A 16,571-nucleotide genomic window follows, 5' to 3' on the forward strand; every position below is an offset into this window, starting at 1 on the left:
ATGCAATGCACATACTATAAGCAAATAGATGAAACTGTATATGAAGCTGAGTTAAATAATGGATTGAAATTATTTGTTATCCCTAAAACTGGCTTTCAGAAAACATTTGTTACATATACAACTCAATTTGGTTCCTTAGACCGTAAATTTAAACCACATGGCAGTGAAGATTATGTTACTGTACCAGATGGTGTAGCGCACTTTTTAGAACATAAACTATTTGAAAATGAGGAAGAAGACTTGTTTACTGCATTTGCAGAAGATAATGCACAAGTAAATGCCTTTACTAGTTTTGACCGAACAAGTTATTTGTTTAGTGCAACAGATAATATTGAAAGCAATATAAAACGCTTGTTAACCATGGTTGAAACACCATACTTTACCGAAGCATCTGTAGATAAAGAAAAAGGTATTATTGCTGAAGAAATAAAAATGTATCAAGAGCAACCTGGATATAAATTAATGTTTAATACATTAAGAGCTATGTATGAATCACATCCAATTCGTGTAGATATAGCTGGTAGCGTAGAAAGTATTAATGAAATAACTAAAGAAGATTTATACCTATGCTATGAAACATTCTATCATCCTTCTAATATGGTTTTATTTGTTGTTGGAGATGTAGATGTAGACCATATTTACAATGTTGTTGCTGACCATGAAAATCAAAGAGATAAAACGAATCAACCGCGAATAGTTAGGGATTCTTTAAAAGAACAGGATAGTGTAAAAGAAAAAGTAGTCACTGAAAAGATGAAATTGCAATCACCTAGAATTATGCTTGGCTTTAAAAATATGCCATTAACTGATGTGCCAGATAGATTATTGGTAAAAAAAGATTTAGAAATGACTTTGTTTTTTGAATTACTATTTGGTGAAGAAACTGACTTTTATCAAATGTTACTTAATGAAGAGTTGATAGATGAAACATTTGGGTATCAATTTGTATTAGAGCCTACATATAGTTTTTCCATGATTACCAGTGCGACTCAACAACCAGATAAGTTAAAAAAATTATTGTTGGATGAACTCGAAGCAAAACAGGGCAATTTAACTGATACAGAAGCATTTAATTTATTGAAAAAGCAATTTATTGGTGAGTTTATATCAGGTTTGAATTCGCCTGAATATATTGCGAACCAATATACAAAACTTTATTTTGAAGGTGTAAGTTTATTTGATCTATTAGATATTGTTGAAAGTATTACATTGGAAAGCGTAAATGAAACGGCACAATCGAGTTTGAATTTATCCCAAATTGTAGATAGTCGTTTGGAGATGAAATAAACAATGAAAGCTTTAGTTATAGGTGGCTCAGGGTCAATTGGTTCTGCAATCGTTAATCGCTTATTATCTGATGGGTATGAAGTCATCGTTCATTATAATAATACAGATATCAATAAATTAAAGTTTCAGTTCAACCATAGTTCAGTGCAATTGGTACAATGTGATTTGCGCAACGTAGATGATTTTAACCAATATTTTCATTTTATAAAAAATTTAGATTGTCTTATTTATGCGAGCGGCACTGCATTGTATGGTCAGTTGCAAGATATGACGGATGCAATGATTGATGAGCATTATCAAATTCACGTGCGCCAATTCATTAGAATGTGTAGATATTTTGTAGACCAGTTACGACAAAGTCAAAATGGGCGGATTATAGTTATTTCATCAATATGGGGAGAAACAGGTGCGAGTATGGAAACAGTCTACTCGGCGATGAAGTCAGCTCAAATTGGCTTCGTAAAAGCACTGAGTCAAGAATTATCATTGACTTCAGTCACTGTGAACGCGATCGCACCTGGTTTTGTAAGTGGTAATATGTTAAAAGCTTGGGGAGAAAATGATCTTGAAACTTTATCTCAAGATTTACCACAACAAAGATTTATTGAACCAGAAGAAGTTGCCCATACTTGTAGTTATCTTTGTAATCCATTAGCCAAAAGTGTCACTGGTACAATACAAAAAGTGAATGGTGCTTGGTATTTATAATTTTTGATATAATAGAAAAAATAAACCACCTGTGAATCATTCAATGATATAATATCAATATCATTCATTACATTACTTTTAAATTATTTATATGGTACTATGCTTTTTTCATTTAATAAATAACTGAAAATGTGATAGATTTTAGTCAAAGCGCATTGTTGCGATTTATAAACTAAGGGGTGTATATGCCATGACAGTTGCTACAAAAAAAGAATGGTATTTAGAATATGAAATTACAATGAACAGAGCTGGATTATTAGGTGACGTTTCCAGTTTATTAGGTATGATGGGTATTAGTATTGTTACAATAAATGGCATTGACGAAGGCAGAAGAGGTCTATTAATTAAATCGGATAACCTTGAAAAAGTTAGTAGATTTGAAAATATCGTTAGTGAAATTGATGACATCTCTATTACTAAATTGCGTAAACCAGAATTACGAGATCGATTGGCTGTACGACATGGTAGATACATAGAACAAGATGCTGCTGATAAAAAAACATTTCGTTTTGAAAGAGAAGATTTAGGTTTATTAGTAGATTTTATGGCCGAATTATTTAAAGAAAAAGGGCATAAATTAATCGGAATTAGAGGTATGCCTAGAGTAGGTAAAACTGAATCGATTGTTGCTGGTAGTGTCTGTGCCCATAAGCGTTGGCTATTTATTAGTTCTACGCTAATTAAACAAACTGTTCGTAGTTCGCTCATCAAAGGTGAGTATGATTCTGATCATGTCTATATTATTGATGGTGCGGTTACAGCCAGAGAATCTAACCAAAAACATCAAGAATTAGTGAAAGAAGTTATGAGCTTACCAGCGATTAAAGTTGTAGAACATCCAGATTTATTTGTGGAAACTAGTGATTATGAGATGAGTGATTTTGATTATATCATTGAGCTAAGAGAAAATAAAAATCAAGAAATCCATTATGAAGAAATGAAAAAACATACCGTAAAAAGTAAAAATAATCTTGATTTCGGTGACGATGTTTTCGGTGGTGGTTTTGGATTTTTTGAATAGTAAAAGATAATGGAAGAGGAGGACTAACATCGTGAGTTTAGTTGGTCAAACTTTAAAAGGACGTCGCGAAAGATTAGGTATGACATTAACAGAATTAGAAAACCGAACAGAAATCAAACGCCAAGCTTTAACACTCATTGAAAATAATGATTTTGAGTCCCTTAAAAATGCAGATTATGTAGAAGGTTTTATTCGCAAATATGCAAAGGCTGTAAATATTGATGCTGAACAGCTTATTCATGCACATAGAGATGAAATTCCTAATCATGATAACAATTTGAAAGAAACGATTGATGCTTTTTCTTCAGATCATCAACCTACTTATCGTAGTAAAAACAAAGAACCTCTGCAGTTAGCAGTAGTAATAAGTCTAGTGATTATTATCACTGCCATACTGTGGATATTAGCGGTATTATTTTTATAAAAAATGTTATTGTAGTTTTGTTGTAAGTTATATATATAGAAATGAGGATTTGAAATGAATATTCCGAATTGGATAACTGTCTTTAGAGTTATATTAATTCCAGTATTTCTATTATTCGCTTTAGTAGATTTTGGTTTTGGTAATGTAACTTTTATTGGTGGATATGAAATTAGAATTGAATTATTGATTAGTGGTATTATCTTTATTGTTGCTTCGTTAAGTGACTTTGCAGATGGTTACTTAGCAAGAAAATGGCAGCTTGTTACAAATATGGGTAAATTTTTAGACCCATTAGCAGATAAATTACTCGTTTCAAGTGCTTTGATTGCTCTTGTTGAAATTGGGTTAACAAACTCATGGGTTGCGATTATTATTATTGCACGTGAATTTGCGGTTACAGGGTTACGTTTATTACAAATCGAACAAGGTTTTGTAAGCGCAGCAGGCCAATTAGGTAAAATTAAAACGGCGGTTACGATGATTGCGTTAGTATGGATTTTACTAGGCGACCCATTAGCTACATGGATTGGTTTTCCAATAGGTCAGGTGCTATTATACATAGGGGTATTCTTTACGATTCTATCTGGTATTGAATACTTTTATAAAGGTAGAGATGTATTTAAGGCTAAATAATATGAGTTTGGTTCTGGCAAACATGAATTCAACTGGAAAGTGTTTTTAAGCACCTTTCCAGTTTTTTTGTTAAAATAGTATATCTTGATACAGAATCGTTATTAATTAAGACAGAATAATCTTCAAACGAAATTTTAGTTTTTAAATAGAATTGGATTTATAATATAAATAATAAGTTTAACAAATTAAATAGCGAAATTTTTCTTTCGGACAAGGAGGGGAAAGTGTGAATATATCAATTATAGCAGTTGGATCTGAATTATTGCTGGGTCAAATTGCAAATACCAATGGTCAATATCTATCAAAATTATTTAATGATATAGGACATAGTGTTGTAGAACACACTGTAGTAGGAGATAATCCTAATAGACTTGAAAGAGCAATACATTCATCATTGGAACAATATGATGCTGTTATTCTTACTGGTGGATTAGGACCTACTAAAGATGATTTAACAAAGCATACGGTAGCTCAAATATTAGATCGCAATTTAGTAACGGATGAAAAGTCATTGATGTATATTGAGCATTATTTTAAAGATCAAAATGTTGAAATGACTCCGAACAATAAACAACAAGCACTAGTCATTGAAGGTGCAACAGTTTTAGAAAATAAAGTAGGTATGGCACCAGGTATGCTGATTGAATATAACGATAAACACATCGCTCTATTGCCTGGTCCACCTAAAGAAATGCAACCGATGGCAAAAGATGGCTTATTACCATATTTTTTAACTGGAGAAGGTATTATTTTTTCAGAATTATTGCGTTTTGCAGGGATAGGTGAATCTAAAGTTGAAACTATTTTAATTGATTTGATAGATAATCAAACAAATCCTACTATTGCACCATTAGCTGGTACGCATGAAGTTAATATAAGACTGACGGCGAATGGTAACTCTAAACAAGAGTGTGAAGCACTAATAGCACCAGTAAAAAAAGAAATCCTGTCACGTATAGGTAAATATTATTACGGGTCAGATGATAATTCCATAGAATCATCCTTTTTAGGACATATGAAACAATCATTTGCAATCTATGATGGTGTAACAGATGGCGAATTATATTCTAGAATGAAAGATCATGATTATTCAAATAAGCTATTTGGTATGTTACCCCATCACCAACAGTTTATAAATTCTAAAGAGGATATGGAGCATCAATTACTAATTTCATGCCGTATCGTCAAAGATTTGTATAATGCTGAAATTGGTATTTCATTATTACATGAAAATGGTACAGTATACTTAGGTATTTTAGAAAACGAATGCCTAACCATTAAATCATTTAAAATGACGAAGAATAGAAATTTAATTAAAAAAAGATCACAAAACTATTCATTGATTAGATTATTAAACTACTTTAGAGAAAAAAATTAATAATTCAAAACAAACAATGATTAGTACGTACGTTCCCTTTTTATAAAGAATTGTTCTGCTATTAGCGAACAAATATTCGTAAAATGCTTGCAGAATACTTTAAATCAATGTATAGTATGGTTAAGATATTTTTCAGAGATAAATCTCATTTAGGAGGTCCAGCGTTTTGGATAATGATCGTCAAAAAGCTTTAGATACAGTAATTAAAAATATGGAAAAATCATTTGGTAAAGGTGCAGTAATGAAACTTGGTGATAATGAAGCACGTAAAGTTTCTAGTGTATCAAGTGGTTCGGTAACACTAGATAACGCATTAGGAGTTGGTGGTTACCCTAAAGGTAGAATCATAGAAATATATGGGCCAGAAAGTTCTGGTAAAACAACAGTTGCATTACATGCCATAGCCGAGGTACAAAAAAATGGTGGTATCGCTGCATTTATTGATGCTGAACATGCTTTAGACCCTGTTTATGCAGAAGCATTAGGTGTTGATATTCAAAACTTATACTTATCTCAACCAGATCATGGTGAGCAAGGCTTAGAAATCGCTGAAGCATTTGTTAGAAGTGGTGCGGTTGATATCGTCGTTGTCGATTCAGTAGCTGCGTTAACACCGAAGGCTGAAATTGAAGGCGAAATGGGCGATACACATGTCGGTTTACAAGCACGTTTAATGTCACAAGCATTACGTAAATTGTCTGGTGCTATTTCTAAATCAAATACAACTGCTGTATTTATAAACCAAATTCGTGAAAAAGTTGGCGTTATGTTTGGTAATCCTGAAACGACACCAGGTGGACGTGCATTAAAATTCTATAGTTCTGTACGTTTAGAAGTTCGTCGTGCTGAACAGTTGAAACAAGGTCAAGAAATTGTTGGTAACAGAACAAAAATCAAAGTGGTAAAAAACAAAGTAGCACCTCCATTTAGAGTGGCTGAAGTTGATATGATGTACGGAAAAGGTATCTCTAAAGAAGGAGAGCTCATAGACCTTGGTGTAGAAAATGAAATCGTTAATAAATCGGGTGCTTGGTATTCATATAATGGTGAGCGTATGGGTCAAGGTAAAGAAAACGTTAAATTATATTTAAAAGAAAATCCAAAAGTTAAACAAGAAATCGATCAGAAATTGCGAGAAAAACTAGGTATTTTTGATGGTGATATAGATGAAAAAGAGGAAGAAGATGCACCAGCTACACTTTTTGATGAAAAAGATGAGTAACTTATAAATTAAGTTAAAATATTATAAATTTTCTTATAAAATAAGTGTGTATTTATAAATACACACTTATTTTTTTGTAATTGCATATAGGTTTAAAATTATTAAATAAAATTTTTTTATGATGAAAAAACAACAAGAAATAAGCAATAGCAGTAACTGTAACTATTTTAATGTAAAAGAAGCTATTCAAATATTTAATTAATGTAGTTGCACACCTTGACACTTCTTAGTTTGAAACCGTACAATTACATTGTATGATTCTTATATAACTTCATATAATCATATTGAATTTGATATACAGAGCAAAATCCTAGAAAAAGGGGGTGTTTGTGTGAATTTATTAAACCTCCTACTCATTTTGCTAGGTATTATTCTCGGAGTTGTTGTAGGGTATATTATTGCCCGAAATATATTGCATCAAAAGCAATTACAAGCAAGACAAACTGCAGAAGATATTATCGAACATGGTAATAAAGAAGCAGAGAATATTAAGAAGGAAAAGCTCCTTGAAGCTAAAGAAGAGAATCAAATCTTAAAAGAGCAAAGTGAAAATGAACTTCGTGAAAGACGCGGTGATCTTCAAAGGCAAGAAGCACGACTTCTTCAAAAAGAAGAAAACTTAGAGCGAAAATCTGATCTTTTAGATAAAAAGGATGAGATTTTAGAGCAAAAAGAGTCTAAACTTGAAGAACGACAACAACAAGTAGATGCAAAAGAGAGTAGTGTTCAGTCATTAATAAATAAGCATGAACAAGAATTAGAACGCATCTCTGGTCTCACTCAAGATGAAGCTGCTAACGAACAACTTCAAAGAGTCGAGGAAGAATTGTCACATGATATTGCAATACTTGTTAAGGAAAAAGAGAAAGAAGCAAAAGAAGCAGTCGATAAAAATGCAAAAGAATTATTAGCAACTACTGTACAACGGTTAGCTGCAGAGCATACTTCAGAATCTACAGTATCAGTTGTTAATTTACCAAATGACGAAATGAAAGGTCGAATTATTGGTAGAGAAGGTAGAAATATAAGAACGTTAGAAACGTTAACTGGTATTGATTTAATTATAGATGATACACCAGAAGCAGTTATTCTATCAGGTTTTGACCCAATTAGACGCGAAATTGCAAGAACTGCATTAGTAAATCTTGTTTCAGATGGACGTATCCATCCTGGAAGAATTGAAGATATGGTTGAAAAAGCTCGAAAAGAAGTTGACGATATTATAAGAGATGCTGGTGAACAAGCAACATTTGAAATTAATGTGCATAATATGCATCCAGATTTAGTTAAAATTCTAGGTCGTTTACAATATCGTACTAGCTATGGTCAAAATGTGTTAAAACATTCTATAGAGGTTGCCCATTTAAGCGGCATGTTAGCGGCTGAATTAGGAGAAGATGTTACATTAGCCAAACGTGCTGGACTACTTCATGATGTTGGTAAAGCTATCGACCATGAAGTTGAAGGCAGTCACGTTGAAATTGGTGTAGAATTAGCTAAAAAATATGCTGAAAGTGAAACAGTATTAAATGCTATACATTCACATCACGGTGATGTAGAACCAACTTCTATTATTTCTATATTAGTTGCAGCAGCAGATGCACTATCAGCTGCAAGACCAGGTGCTCGTAAAGAGACCCTAGAAAATTATATTAGAAGGTTAGAAAGACTAGAAACACTCTCAGAAAGTTATGATGGTGTTGAAAAAGCATTTGCAATCCAAGCTGGTAGAGAAATTCGAGTTATCGTATCACCAGAAACTATCGACGACTTAAAGTCACACCGCTTAGCAAGAGATATTAAGAGTCAGATTGAAGATGAACTTCAATATCCTGGCCATATAAAAGTGACAGTTGTTCGTGAGACTAGAGCAATTGAATACGCAAAATAATAAATAAGAACTTAATTAAGTTACGGAATAACTGCTAGTATAGATGTAAAATTTTACTAGCAGTTATTTTTAGTTTGTAAAACCGATATTATTAAGAAGTATAGTTAAAGTAAAAATACATTGTGGTTAACTTCACCTTTTTTCGATTTAACATATTTCACTCGTAACAGCTGACATTTGGATTGGATAGAATGATTTATTTGTGAGAGCTATTGCAAGCCGGATTATGTAAACCATATTACAGCACAATCACACTCGTACATGGTACATGCTTTAATTCAAAAGACTAGGTTAGAAATCTGGAAAAAATAAAGGAGTCTAGGATGAACAATAATGTTCCCCAGACTCCTTTGTTTTGAAACTAAACACTATACTTCAGTCTCTTTTATTACTGTGAATTACGTTAAGTTATTTTAATTCTAAATCTACTTTACTTAATTCTTTAATTACTTCGGCAGTGTCATAACAATTTGTGGAGATATTGGCATATCTTTCAGCAAGTCTATAAGCATTGATATATAACTCCAAGCTATCTTTAGCAATCTCCTCCGGATTGTCACTATTTGAAGGGTTTGCAGAAACAACTAAATCAGCAAAATGTTGTGGATCAATATTAATTGACATATCTTACATACAACTCCTATTTTTTGAAATGATACATAACTATAATATAAATATTACCACCAATCATAAATTTAAAACAAAGTAATGTTTATGAATATTTATTAAAGAGCCTTTTCATCATCGCTAATTTCAATTAAACTAACAGTAAGAGAGGATGACACGTAAATGAGAATTTTATTTATTGGGGATATTGTTGGTAAAATAGGTAGAGAAGCTATTTCAAACTATTTGCCCAAGTTGAAACAAACTTATAAACCTACGGTTACAATCGTAAATGCAGAAAATGCAGCACATGGTAAAGGTTTGACTGAAAAAATATACAAATCTTTATTAAGAGAAGGCGTTGATTTTATGACAATGGGTAATCATACATATGGTCAACGACAAATTTATGATTTTATAGAAAATGCCAATCGCATGGTTCGCCCTGCCAATTTTCCAGATGAAGCACCTGGTGTTGGTATGCGCTACATTCAAATTAACGAAATCAAATTGGCTATCATTAATTTACAGGGACGAGCATTTATGCAAGATATTGATGATCCATTTAAAAAAGCTGATGCGTTAGTAACTGAAGCAAAAAAAGAAACAGATTATATCTTTGTTGACTTTCATGCTGAGACGACTTCAGAAAAAAATGCAATGGGATGGTATTTAGATAATAGAGTTAGTGCCGTTGTCGGCACGCATACACATATCCAAACTTCAGATGAAAGAATATTACCTGGAGGCACAGGATATATTACAGATGTAGGTATGACAGGATACTATGATGGTATTCTTGGTATTAATCGTGAAGAGGTGATTACGCGTTTTATCACAAGCTTACCACAAAGACATGTTGTTCCTGACGAAGGTCGTAGTGTATTATCAGGTGTGATTATAGATTTAAATAAAGATGGTAAAACAAAACGTATCGAACGTATTCTTATCAATGATGACCATCCTTTTAAATAATCGTCCATTAGTATGAATTTTAAAATAAACCGCTCTTTTCATAGTAAAAGCGTGGTTTGTTTTGGTATGATGAAATATGAATTATTATAACCACTAGGAGGCTAGATGATATGAAATCTCAAGTATCATGGAAAGTGGGCGGACAACAAGGGGAAGGCATCGAATCAACAGGTGAAATCTTTGCCACTGCTATGAACCGTAAAGGATACTACTTATATGGGTATCGTCATTTTTCAAGTAGAATCAAAGGCGGTCATACAAATAATAAAATTAGAGTATCAACATCACCAGTACATGCAATTAGTGATGATTTAGATATATTAATCGCATTTGATCAAGAAACAATTGAAGTGAACCACCATGAGATGCGTAAAGACAGTGTGATTATTGCTGATAGTAAAGCTAAACCAGAAAAACCTGAGCATTGTGACGCACAATTGGTTGCGCTACCTTTTACTGCCACTGCGAAAGAATTAGGCACTACTTTAATGAAAAATATGGTCGCGGTTGGAGCGACTTGTGCAGTAATGAACTTAGACATTTCAGATTTTGAGACACTTATCACCAATATGTTTACTAAAAAAGGTGATAAAGTTGTAGAAATGAATATTGAAGCATTGAATGAAGGTTACCGTTTAATGAACGAACAATTAAGTCATATTGATGGTGATTTTGTTTTAGAAAAAACAGAAGGTACACCACATCTATATATGATTGGCAATGATGCGATAGGTCTAGGTGCGTTGTCAGCTGGTTCTCGATTTATGGCAGCTTATCCTATTACACCAGCATCTGAAATCATGGAATATATGATTGAAAATTTACCCAAAGTTGGGGGTACTGTTGTACAAACTGAAGATGAAATCGCTGCGGCAAATATGGCAATAGGATCTAACTATGCTGGTGTACGTGCATTTACAGCGAGCGCTGGACCTGGTCTTTCACTCATGATGGAAGCAATTGGCCTTTCTGGTATGACGGAAACGCCATTTGTTGTAATTAATACACAACGCGGCGGTCCATCCACTGGATTGCCTACCAAGCAAGAACAATCAGACCTTATGCAAATGATCTACGGTACGCATGGCGATATACCTAAAATAGTTGTAGCACCAACAGATGCTGAAGATGCATTTTACCTTACGATAGAAGCTTTCAATCTTGCTGAAATGTATCAATGCCCGGTCATTATTTTAAGTGATTTACAATTGTCATTAGGTAAACAAACTGTAGAATCATTAGATTATAATAAAATTGAAATAAACCGAGGAGAAACGATTCAATCGGATATAGAAAGAGATGAAGATGATAAAACATACTTCAAACGATATGCGTTGACTGAAAGTGGGGTCTCTCCAAGACCAATCCCTGGAGTTAAAGGGGGCATCCATCATGTCACAGGTGTGGAACATAATGAAGAAGGTAAGACAAGTGAAGCAGCTGATAACAGACAACAGCAAATGGATAAACGGATGCGAAAAACAGAACATCTATTGATCAATCAACCTGTAGAAAATAATGCAGTCCATGATGAAGCAGACATACTTTACTTAGGTTTCATCTCTACTAAAGGTGCGATTCAAGAAGGTAAAGAAAGGTTAGAGCAACAAGGATTGAAGGTTAATCATTTACAAATCAGACAACTACATCCTTTCCCAAGCAAAACGATACAAGAAGCGGTTGATAAAGCTTCAAAAGTTGTCGTTGTGGAACATAACTATCAAGGACAACTTTCCAATATATTAAAAATGAATGTGAACGTTGGAGATAAATTAATTAATCAAACGAAATATGATGGTACGCCATTCTTACCAAATGAAATAGAAGCCAAAGGATTAGAAATTGCCAAAAATTTAAAGGAGTTGGTATAAGTGGCAACATTTAAAGATTTTAGAAATAATGTGAAGCCCAATTGGTGCCCAGGTTGTGGAGATTTCTCTGTTCAAGCAGCTATTCAAAAAGCAGCTGCAAATGTTGGGCTAGAACCTGAAGAAGTTGCAATTATAACAGGTATCGGGTGTTCAGGCCGCTTATCAGGTTATGTTAATTCATACGGTGTACATGGGATCCATGGTCGTTCATTACCATTAGCACAAGGCGTGAAAATGGCTAATAAAGACTTGACCGTAATTGCCTCTGGTGGTGATGGTGATGGGTATGCGATTGGTATGGGACATACGATCCATGCGTTGCGTAGAAATATGAACATGACATATATAGTGATGGATAACCAAATCTATGGTTTAACTAAAGGACAAACATCACCTTCATCAGCACAAGGGTTTGTGACTAAATCTACGCCTAAAGGTAATATTGAAAAAAATGTTGCGCCATTAGAACTTGCGTTGTCTTCAGGTGCTACATTTGTTGCACAAGGTTTTTCTAGTGATATTAAAGGATTAACTAAAATGTTGGAAGATGCAATTAACCATGACGGTTTTTCATTCGTTAACGTATTCTCTCCATGTGTAACATATAATAAAGTCAACACTTATGATTGGTTTAAAGAAAATCTTACAAGTATTGATGAAATTGAAGATTTTGATGCGACCGACAAACAAAAAGCTACTCAAAAGGTTTTAGAGTATAATTCATTACTTAAAGGCATTGTATATCAAGACACGGAAACACCTTCTTATGAATCTCAAATTGAAGAAATAGAAGGTACAGCATTAGCCAAAAAAGATATTCACCTTGATGAACAACAATTTAAAGACTTAACAAAACAGTTTGTATAATCGTTTATCTACTTAAATAATAATCAATAGCGTAAAATAACTAGCTGATCACAAAAGATGATTTTCATAGAAAAAATCATTGTTTTATATTTGTGAATCAGCTAGTTTTATATTTATATACGAAAAATGGAAGGTTAGAGAGATATGGTTGATTACTTTGAAACAATGACGGAATTATTAACTTACACAAATGAAGATAAAGATTGGGAAATTCAAACGTGTGAAAGAGATTTACCAGTACTTATTACTGCTGTCCATGGCGGTGCTATAGAAAGAGGAACTACTGAAGTTGCACAACATTTAAGTGAAACAGGTAAGTATAGTTTTTATAGTTTTAAAGGTGTAAGAAAAAATAAAAACAATGAACTTCATGTAACTTCAATTCATTTTGACGAGCCAAAATTACAAAAGATTGTGACTGAACATGCTCAAGTTATATCTATACATGGTTGCATGGGTAAGAAAAATGAAGTGTATATCGGTGGTAGAGATAAATCACTAATTACGCAAATAAAACAAACGTTAAATGAAACAGGAATCGTTACAAAGGATGCACCTTCTCATATTTCTGGTAAACAATAGGATAACTTTGTGAATTGTGGTCAAAAAGGTATGGGGGTACAGTTAGAATTGACTGTTAACTTTAGGAAGCATTGTTTTGTTAATAAAAAATTTAATTTAAAAGACCGAGAAAATCGTTCGAACTGGTCAACCTATTTAGAAGCGTTTTCAAAAGCTATGATTAAAGCAATCAATAATCAGTAATAGTTAACTGTAAAAATTGAGTTAATAAATTATCAAAAACTTAACAGTGATTTAAAATAATGGACGCTAAAATGTGGTATACAAAAAGTGTACATATAAAATAGAGGGGGATAATCAATGGCTGATCGATTTAAATCTATGACGGAATTAATGCAGCTAACAGAGGAAAATACGGATTGGATTATTAATTCAATTGACCGAAATAGCAACGTTATCATAACTGCAATTCATGGTGGAGCAATAGAACCTGCTACTACCGAATTGGCGGAATTAACAGCTGAAAAAGGTGGTTTTGACTACTTTACGTTTAAAGCAATTAGAACAAAAGGTAATGCAGAATTACATGTGACGTCCAGAAATTATGATGAACCTAAATTAATGAAAATGATTGCAAATAATCAATATGCCATCGCGATACATGGTTGTAAAGGTGAAGATGAAATTGTCTATATGGGTGGTAAGGATGAGCAATTAATGGATGAGATGACGGCAGAATTTGAAAAATTAGGGATAATAGTTAGACAAGCCCCATCACATATGTCTGGTGCGCATGATGACAATATTATAAATTGCTGTAAAACTGAGAAAGGTGTCCAACTCGAGTTAACCTCAGGAATAAGAAAGAAATTGTTTGAAAATGAACGTTACAATAAAAAAAGTAGAGAGAACAGTAGTAACTGGGCTCAATTTATGTATGATTTTGCAGATGCAATTATTAATGCTACTAAAAATTTAGCGTAATATTGAAAAAGAAAAACAAATAAGTTATTATAGATTTATTATATCTATAATAGGAAGATGATAAATTTATGAAATTTTCAAAAGCAACTGATTATGCTTTACATGCACTGTTATTTATGATTAATAATCAAGGTGATCAGAAAAAGATTCCTGTACAAGACTTAGCATCAGTTTTAGGTGTTTCTACAACTTATTTATCAAAAGTAATGACACGTTTAGTTAAGCGTAATATCATTTCTGCTAGTAGTGGTGCTAAAGGCGGATATCAATTAAAGAATGGATGGGATTCAGTATCTATCTATGAAGTCATTGTTACGATAGATGGGGAGCAAAGTTTATTAGAAGACACTTTTAATCATGATGAAGGCTGTCCTATCAAAGCTATAATGGAAGATGCTGAAACAACTTTGGTAACAACTTTGAAGCAAAAGAAACTATCGAGTCTGCTAAAACCTGTAGTTAAATAATTTTATAGTATAGAAATAGCAAAGCATAAACTATTTCTATACACTTTTTTAAAACTATTATAGATATTAAAAGTCTTTAATAGACGTGTAATTAAAAGGAGTGGAATGATGGAATATGAAGTAATTGTCATAGGCGGTGGCCCAGCAGGTATGAGCGCTGCATTGAATTTTGGTAGAGGAATGATGCATACATTAGTCATTGATGAAGATAAACCACGAAATAAAGTTACTCAATTATCACATGGTTATTTAACGCAAGATGGTATTTCGCCACAAAAATTTAAACAACAAGCTATAGAAGATGTATCCAAATACAAAGATGTATCCATAGTGAACGCAAGGGTCGTAGATATTAAACAAATTGAATCCGGATTTAAAGTATCAACAGCATCAAAATCCTATACAGCCAAGCAAATACTTGTTGCTACAGGTGTTAGAGAACATTTACCTAAAATAAATAATATTGAATCCTTTTACGGTAAAACGGTATTTTATTGTCCTTGGTGTGATGGCTTTGAAATGAAACATACTCAATTAGGCGTATTTTACTCTGATAAAGATGTAATACACATTGTTAAATTATTGAGAAATTTTTCGAAAAAAATCACTGTATTTACTAATGGTATTGAAACGTTAGAGCCAGAGGCAATTAAATTTTTAGAACAACATCATATTGAGGTCTGTTCAACAACGATCAAAAAACTATTAGGAGAGCAGGGACAATTAAAAGGAGTCGAATTAGAAGATGGTAGTGTCATAAAAATAGAAGGTGCATTTACACAAATGGGGTGGGATACCGAATTCAATTTTCTAAATAATATATTGTTAGAACGTGATGAACAGGGCAAAATCAAATCATCACCATATGGAGAAACAAATATTAATGGATTATATGTAACTGGAGAGACTAAGGACAATTTTCCTAGCCAATTAATCGATGCGGCTTCAAATGGTGGTAACGTTGCTAAAAATATGATGATGTCACTTATAAACGAAACCTATCAATAAATAAACAAAGCTTTCGATTTCTATACCTTAAGTTAATGTTTTGGTAAACTGAAGGTAAGTAAAATTTAAGGGGTTGAACAAGTATGAATGATACTTTAATGAGTGTACAAATTATTCCTAAAACTGCTAATGGTGAAGATGTTATACCTTACGTAGATGAAGCAATTCAAGTGATCGATGATTCTGGTTTGGATTATCGTGTTGGACCTTTAGAAACAACTGTACAAGGTGAGATGAATGAATGTTTAATATTAATCCAAAAGCTTAATGAGCGAATGGTAGAACTAGAAATACCAAGTACTATCAGTCAAGTGAAATTTTATCATGTTCCAGAAGGTATAACGATTGAAACATTAACTGGAAAATATGATGAAATCTAAGTAGTTTTCTTGATAGTAAGGTATTGCATTATGATATTGTAAAATTAAAATTAAAGTCGTAACTATAAGGTACATCGTTTATTTAATAAATGTTATTAAATGATACGTAAGTGCCTTATTTTTGTATCATTATTTTATTAAAAATGTTTGTTATTGGACAAAGTATATTTAATCAAGATGGTTTTTATTGTAAAATGTACTTTTGAAATCAACATTCATTATTGTAGATGACTTTTGCACTTTATTGCTAAATTTAATATAATGAAATAATGATTATAGATAAAGTTATAGAACTTTGAACGACTCGATTGTAAAACAGCGAGATAA

At 32.7% G+C, this 16,571-nt stretch carries 16 protein-coding genes and 1 pseudogene; 16 read left to right on the forward strand and 1 reads right to left on the reverse strand.

What is annotated here, in order from left to right:
- From yfmH to rny, 8 genes are all read left to right on the forward strand, one after another.
- Complete coding sequence (yfmH, locus tag MUA21_RS04835) at positions 1-1,287, forward strand: EF-P 5-aminopentanol modification-associated protein YfmH (protein WP_262561985.1); 1,287 nt, start codon at positions 1-3, stop codon at positions 1,285-1,287.
- Positions 1,288-1,290: 3 nt separating this feature from the next.
- Positions 1,291-1,995: an elongation factor P 5-aminopentanone reductase gene (gene ymfI / locus MUA21_RS04840; protein ID WP_046208616.1), complete on the forward strand. Its 705-nt coding sequence runs from the start codon at positions 1,291-1,293 to the stop codon at positions 1,993-1,995.
- A gap of 190 nt (positions 1,996-2,185) precedes the next feature.
- The gene (locus tag MUA21_RS04845) at positions 2,186-3,016 is read left to right on the forward strand and encodes a DUF3388 domain-containing protein (RefSeq protein ID WP_046208615.1); all 831 of its coding nucleotides are present in this window, start codon (positions 2,186-2,188) and stop codon (positions 3,014-3,016) included.
- A gap of 31 nt (positions 3,017-3,047) precedes the next feature.
- On the forward strand, positions 3,048-3,440 hold the full coding sequence (locus MUA21_RS04850; protein WP_080937823.1) for a helix-turn-helix domain-containing protein: 393 nt from the start codon (positions 3,048-3,050) through the stop codon (positions 3,438-3,440).
- Between the two features lie 54 nt (positions 3,441-3,494).
- Positions 3,495-4,073, forward strand: coding sequence for a CDP-diacylglycerol--glycerol-3-phosphate 3-phosphatidyltransferase (pgsA, locus tag MUA21_RS04855; RefSeq protein ID WP_046208613.1), 579 nt, complete (start codon positions 3,495-3,497; stop codon positions 4,071-4,073).
- A gap of 226 nt (positions 4,074-4,299) precedes the next feature.
- The gene (locus MUA21_RS04860; RefSeq protein WP_107525965.1) at positions 4,300-5,451 is read left to right on the forward strand and encodes a CinA family nicotinamide mononucleotide deamidase-related protein; all 1,152 of its coding nucleotides are present in this window, start codon (positions 4,300-4,302) and stop codon (positions 5,449-5,451) included.
- Between the two features lie 166 nt (positions 5,452-5,617).
- Positions 5,618-6,673, forward strand: coding sequence for a recombinase RecA (gene recA, locus MUA21_RS04865; protein WP_262561990.1), 1,056 nt, complete (start codon positions 5,618-5,620; stop codon positions 6,671-6,673).
- 331 nt (positions 6,674-7,004) lie between these two features.
- Positions 7,005-8,564 carry a ribonuclease Y gene (rny, locus tag MUA21_RS04870; RefSeq protein WP_107525866.1) on the forward strand — a complete coding sequence of 520 codons (1,560 nt, stop codon included), beginning with the start codon at positions 7,005-7,007 and terminating at the stop codon, positions 8,562-8,564.
- Positions 8,565-8,972: 408 nt separating this feature from the next.
- On the opposite strand, the gene MUA21_RS04875 is transcribed toward rny, so the two are convergent.
- Positions 8,973-9,188 (reverse strand): hypothetical protein, encoded by a 216-nt coding sequence (locus MUA21_RS04875; protein ID WP_046208610.1) that lies wholly within the window; start codon positions 9,186-9,188, stop codon positions 8,973-8,975.
- Positions 9,189-9,353: 165 nt separating this feature from the next.
- Between MUA21_RS04875 and MUA21_RS04880 the strand changes: the two genes are divergently transcribed.
- From MUA21_RS04880 to MUA21_RS04915, 8 genes and pseudogenes are all read left to right on the forward strand, one after another.
- Entirely contained in the window at positions 9,354-10,145 is a 792-nt protein-coding gene (locus MUA21_RS04880) for a TIGR00282 family metallophosphoesterase (RefSeq protein ID WP_046208609.1), read from the forward strand.
- A 110-nt stretch (positions 10,146-10,255) separates the two neighbouring features.
- Complete coding sequence (locus tag MUA21_RS04885; protein WP_046208608.1) at positions 10,256-12,016, forward strand: 2-oxoacid:acceptor oxidoreductase subunit alpha; 1,761 nt, start codon at positions 10,256-10,258, stop codon at positions 12,014-12,016.
- A complete protein-coding gene (locus tag MUA21_RS04890; protein WP_046208607.1) occupies positions 12,017-12,883 on the forward strand; it encodes a 2-oxoacid:ferredoxin oxidoreductase subunit beta in 867 nt (288 codons plus the stop codon). It begins immediately after the preceding gene.
- 165 nt (positions 12,884-13,048) lie between these two features.
- Positions 13,049-13,648, forward strand: a pseudogene (locus MUA21_RS04895) (poly-gamma-glutamate hydrolase family protein).
- A gap of 117 nt (positions 13,649-13,765) precedes the next feature.
- Positions 13,766-14,389, forward strand: a complete 624-nt coding sequence (locus MUA21_RS04900; RefSeq protein WP_262561992.1) for a poly-gamma-glutamate hydrolase family protein — start codon at positions 13,766-13,768, stop codon at positions 14,387-14,389.
- 68 nt (positions 14,390-14,457) lie between these two features.
- Positions 14,458-14,856 carry an RrF2 family transcriptional regulator gene (locus MUA21_RS04905; RefSeq protein ID WP_064209022.1) on the forward strand — a complete coding sequence of 133 codons (399 nt, stop codon included), beginning with the start codon at positions 14,458-14,460 and terminating at the stop codon, positions 14,854-14,856.
- A gap of 108 nt (positions 14,857-14,964) precedes the next feature.
- The gene (locus MUA21_RS04910; RefSeq protein ID WP_107525862.1) at positions 14,965-15,864 is read left to right on the forward strand and encodes an NAD(P)/FAD-dependent oxidoreductase; all 900 of its coding nucleotides are present in this window, start codon (positions 14,965-14,967) and stop codon (positions 15,862-15,864) included.
- Positions 15,865-15,947: 83 nt separating this feature from the next.
- Positions 15,948-16,244 carry a thiamine-binding protein gene (locus MUA21_RS04915; RefSeq protein ID WP_073342254.1) on the forward strand — a complete coding sequence of 99 codons (297 nt, stop codon included), beginning with the start codon at positions 15,948-15,950 and terminating at the stop codon, positions 16,242-16,244.
- Positions 16,245-16,571: the final 327 nt, after the last annotated feature.

The organism is Staphylococcus ureilyticus (genome assembly GCF_025558845.1).
GTDB lineage: Bacteria > Bacillota > Bacilli > Staphylococcales > Staphylococcaceae > Staphylococcus > Staphylococcus ureilyticus.

Bases quoted from the DNA above. Each gene is read 5' to 3' on its own strand.
- yfmH (WP_262561985.1), top strand. From the start codon at position 1: ATGCAATGCACATACTATAAGCAAATAGATGAAACTGTATATGAAGCT.
- ymfI (WP_046208616.1), top strand. From the start codon at position 1,291: ATGAAAGCTTTAGTTATAGGTGGCTCAGGGTCAATTGGTTCTGCAATC.
- MUA21_RS04845 (WP_046208615.1), top strand. From the start codon at position 2,186: ATGACAGTTGCTACAAAAAAAGAATGGTATTTAGAATATGAAATTACA.
- pgsA (WP_046208613.1), top strand. From the start codon at position 3,495: ATGAATATTCCGAATTGGATAACTGTCTTTAGAGTTATATTAATTCCA.
- MUA21_RS04875 (WP_046208610.1), bottom strand. From the start codon at position 9,188: ATGTCAATTAATATTGATCCACAACATTTTGCTGATTTAGTTGTTTCT.
- MUA21_RS04880 (WP_046208609.1), top strand. From the start codon at position 9,354: ATGAGAATTTTATTTATTGGGGATATTGTTGGTAAAATAGGTAGAGAA.
- MUA21_RS04885 (WP_046208608.1), top strand. From the start codon at position 10,256: ATGAAATCTCAAGTATCATGGAAAGTGGGCGGACAACAAGGGGAAGGC.
- MUA21_RS04900 (WP_262561992.1), top strand. From the start codon at position 13,766: ATGGCTGATCGATTTAAATCTATGACGGAATTAATGCAGCTAACAGAG.
- MUA21_RS04905 (WP_064209022.1), top strand. From the start codon at position 14,458: ATGAAATTTTCAAAAGCAACTGATTATGCTTTACATGCACTGTTATTT.
- MUA21_RS04910 (WP_107525862.1), top strand. From the start codon at position 14,965: ATGGAATATGAAGTAATTGTCATAGGCGGTGGCCCAGCAGGTATGAGC.
- MUA21_RS04915 (WP_073342254.1), top strand. From the start codon at position 15,948: ATGAATGATACTTTAATGAGTGTACAAATTATTCCTAAAACTGCTAAT.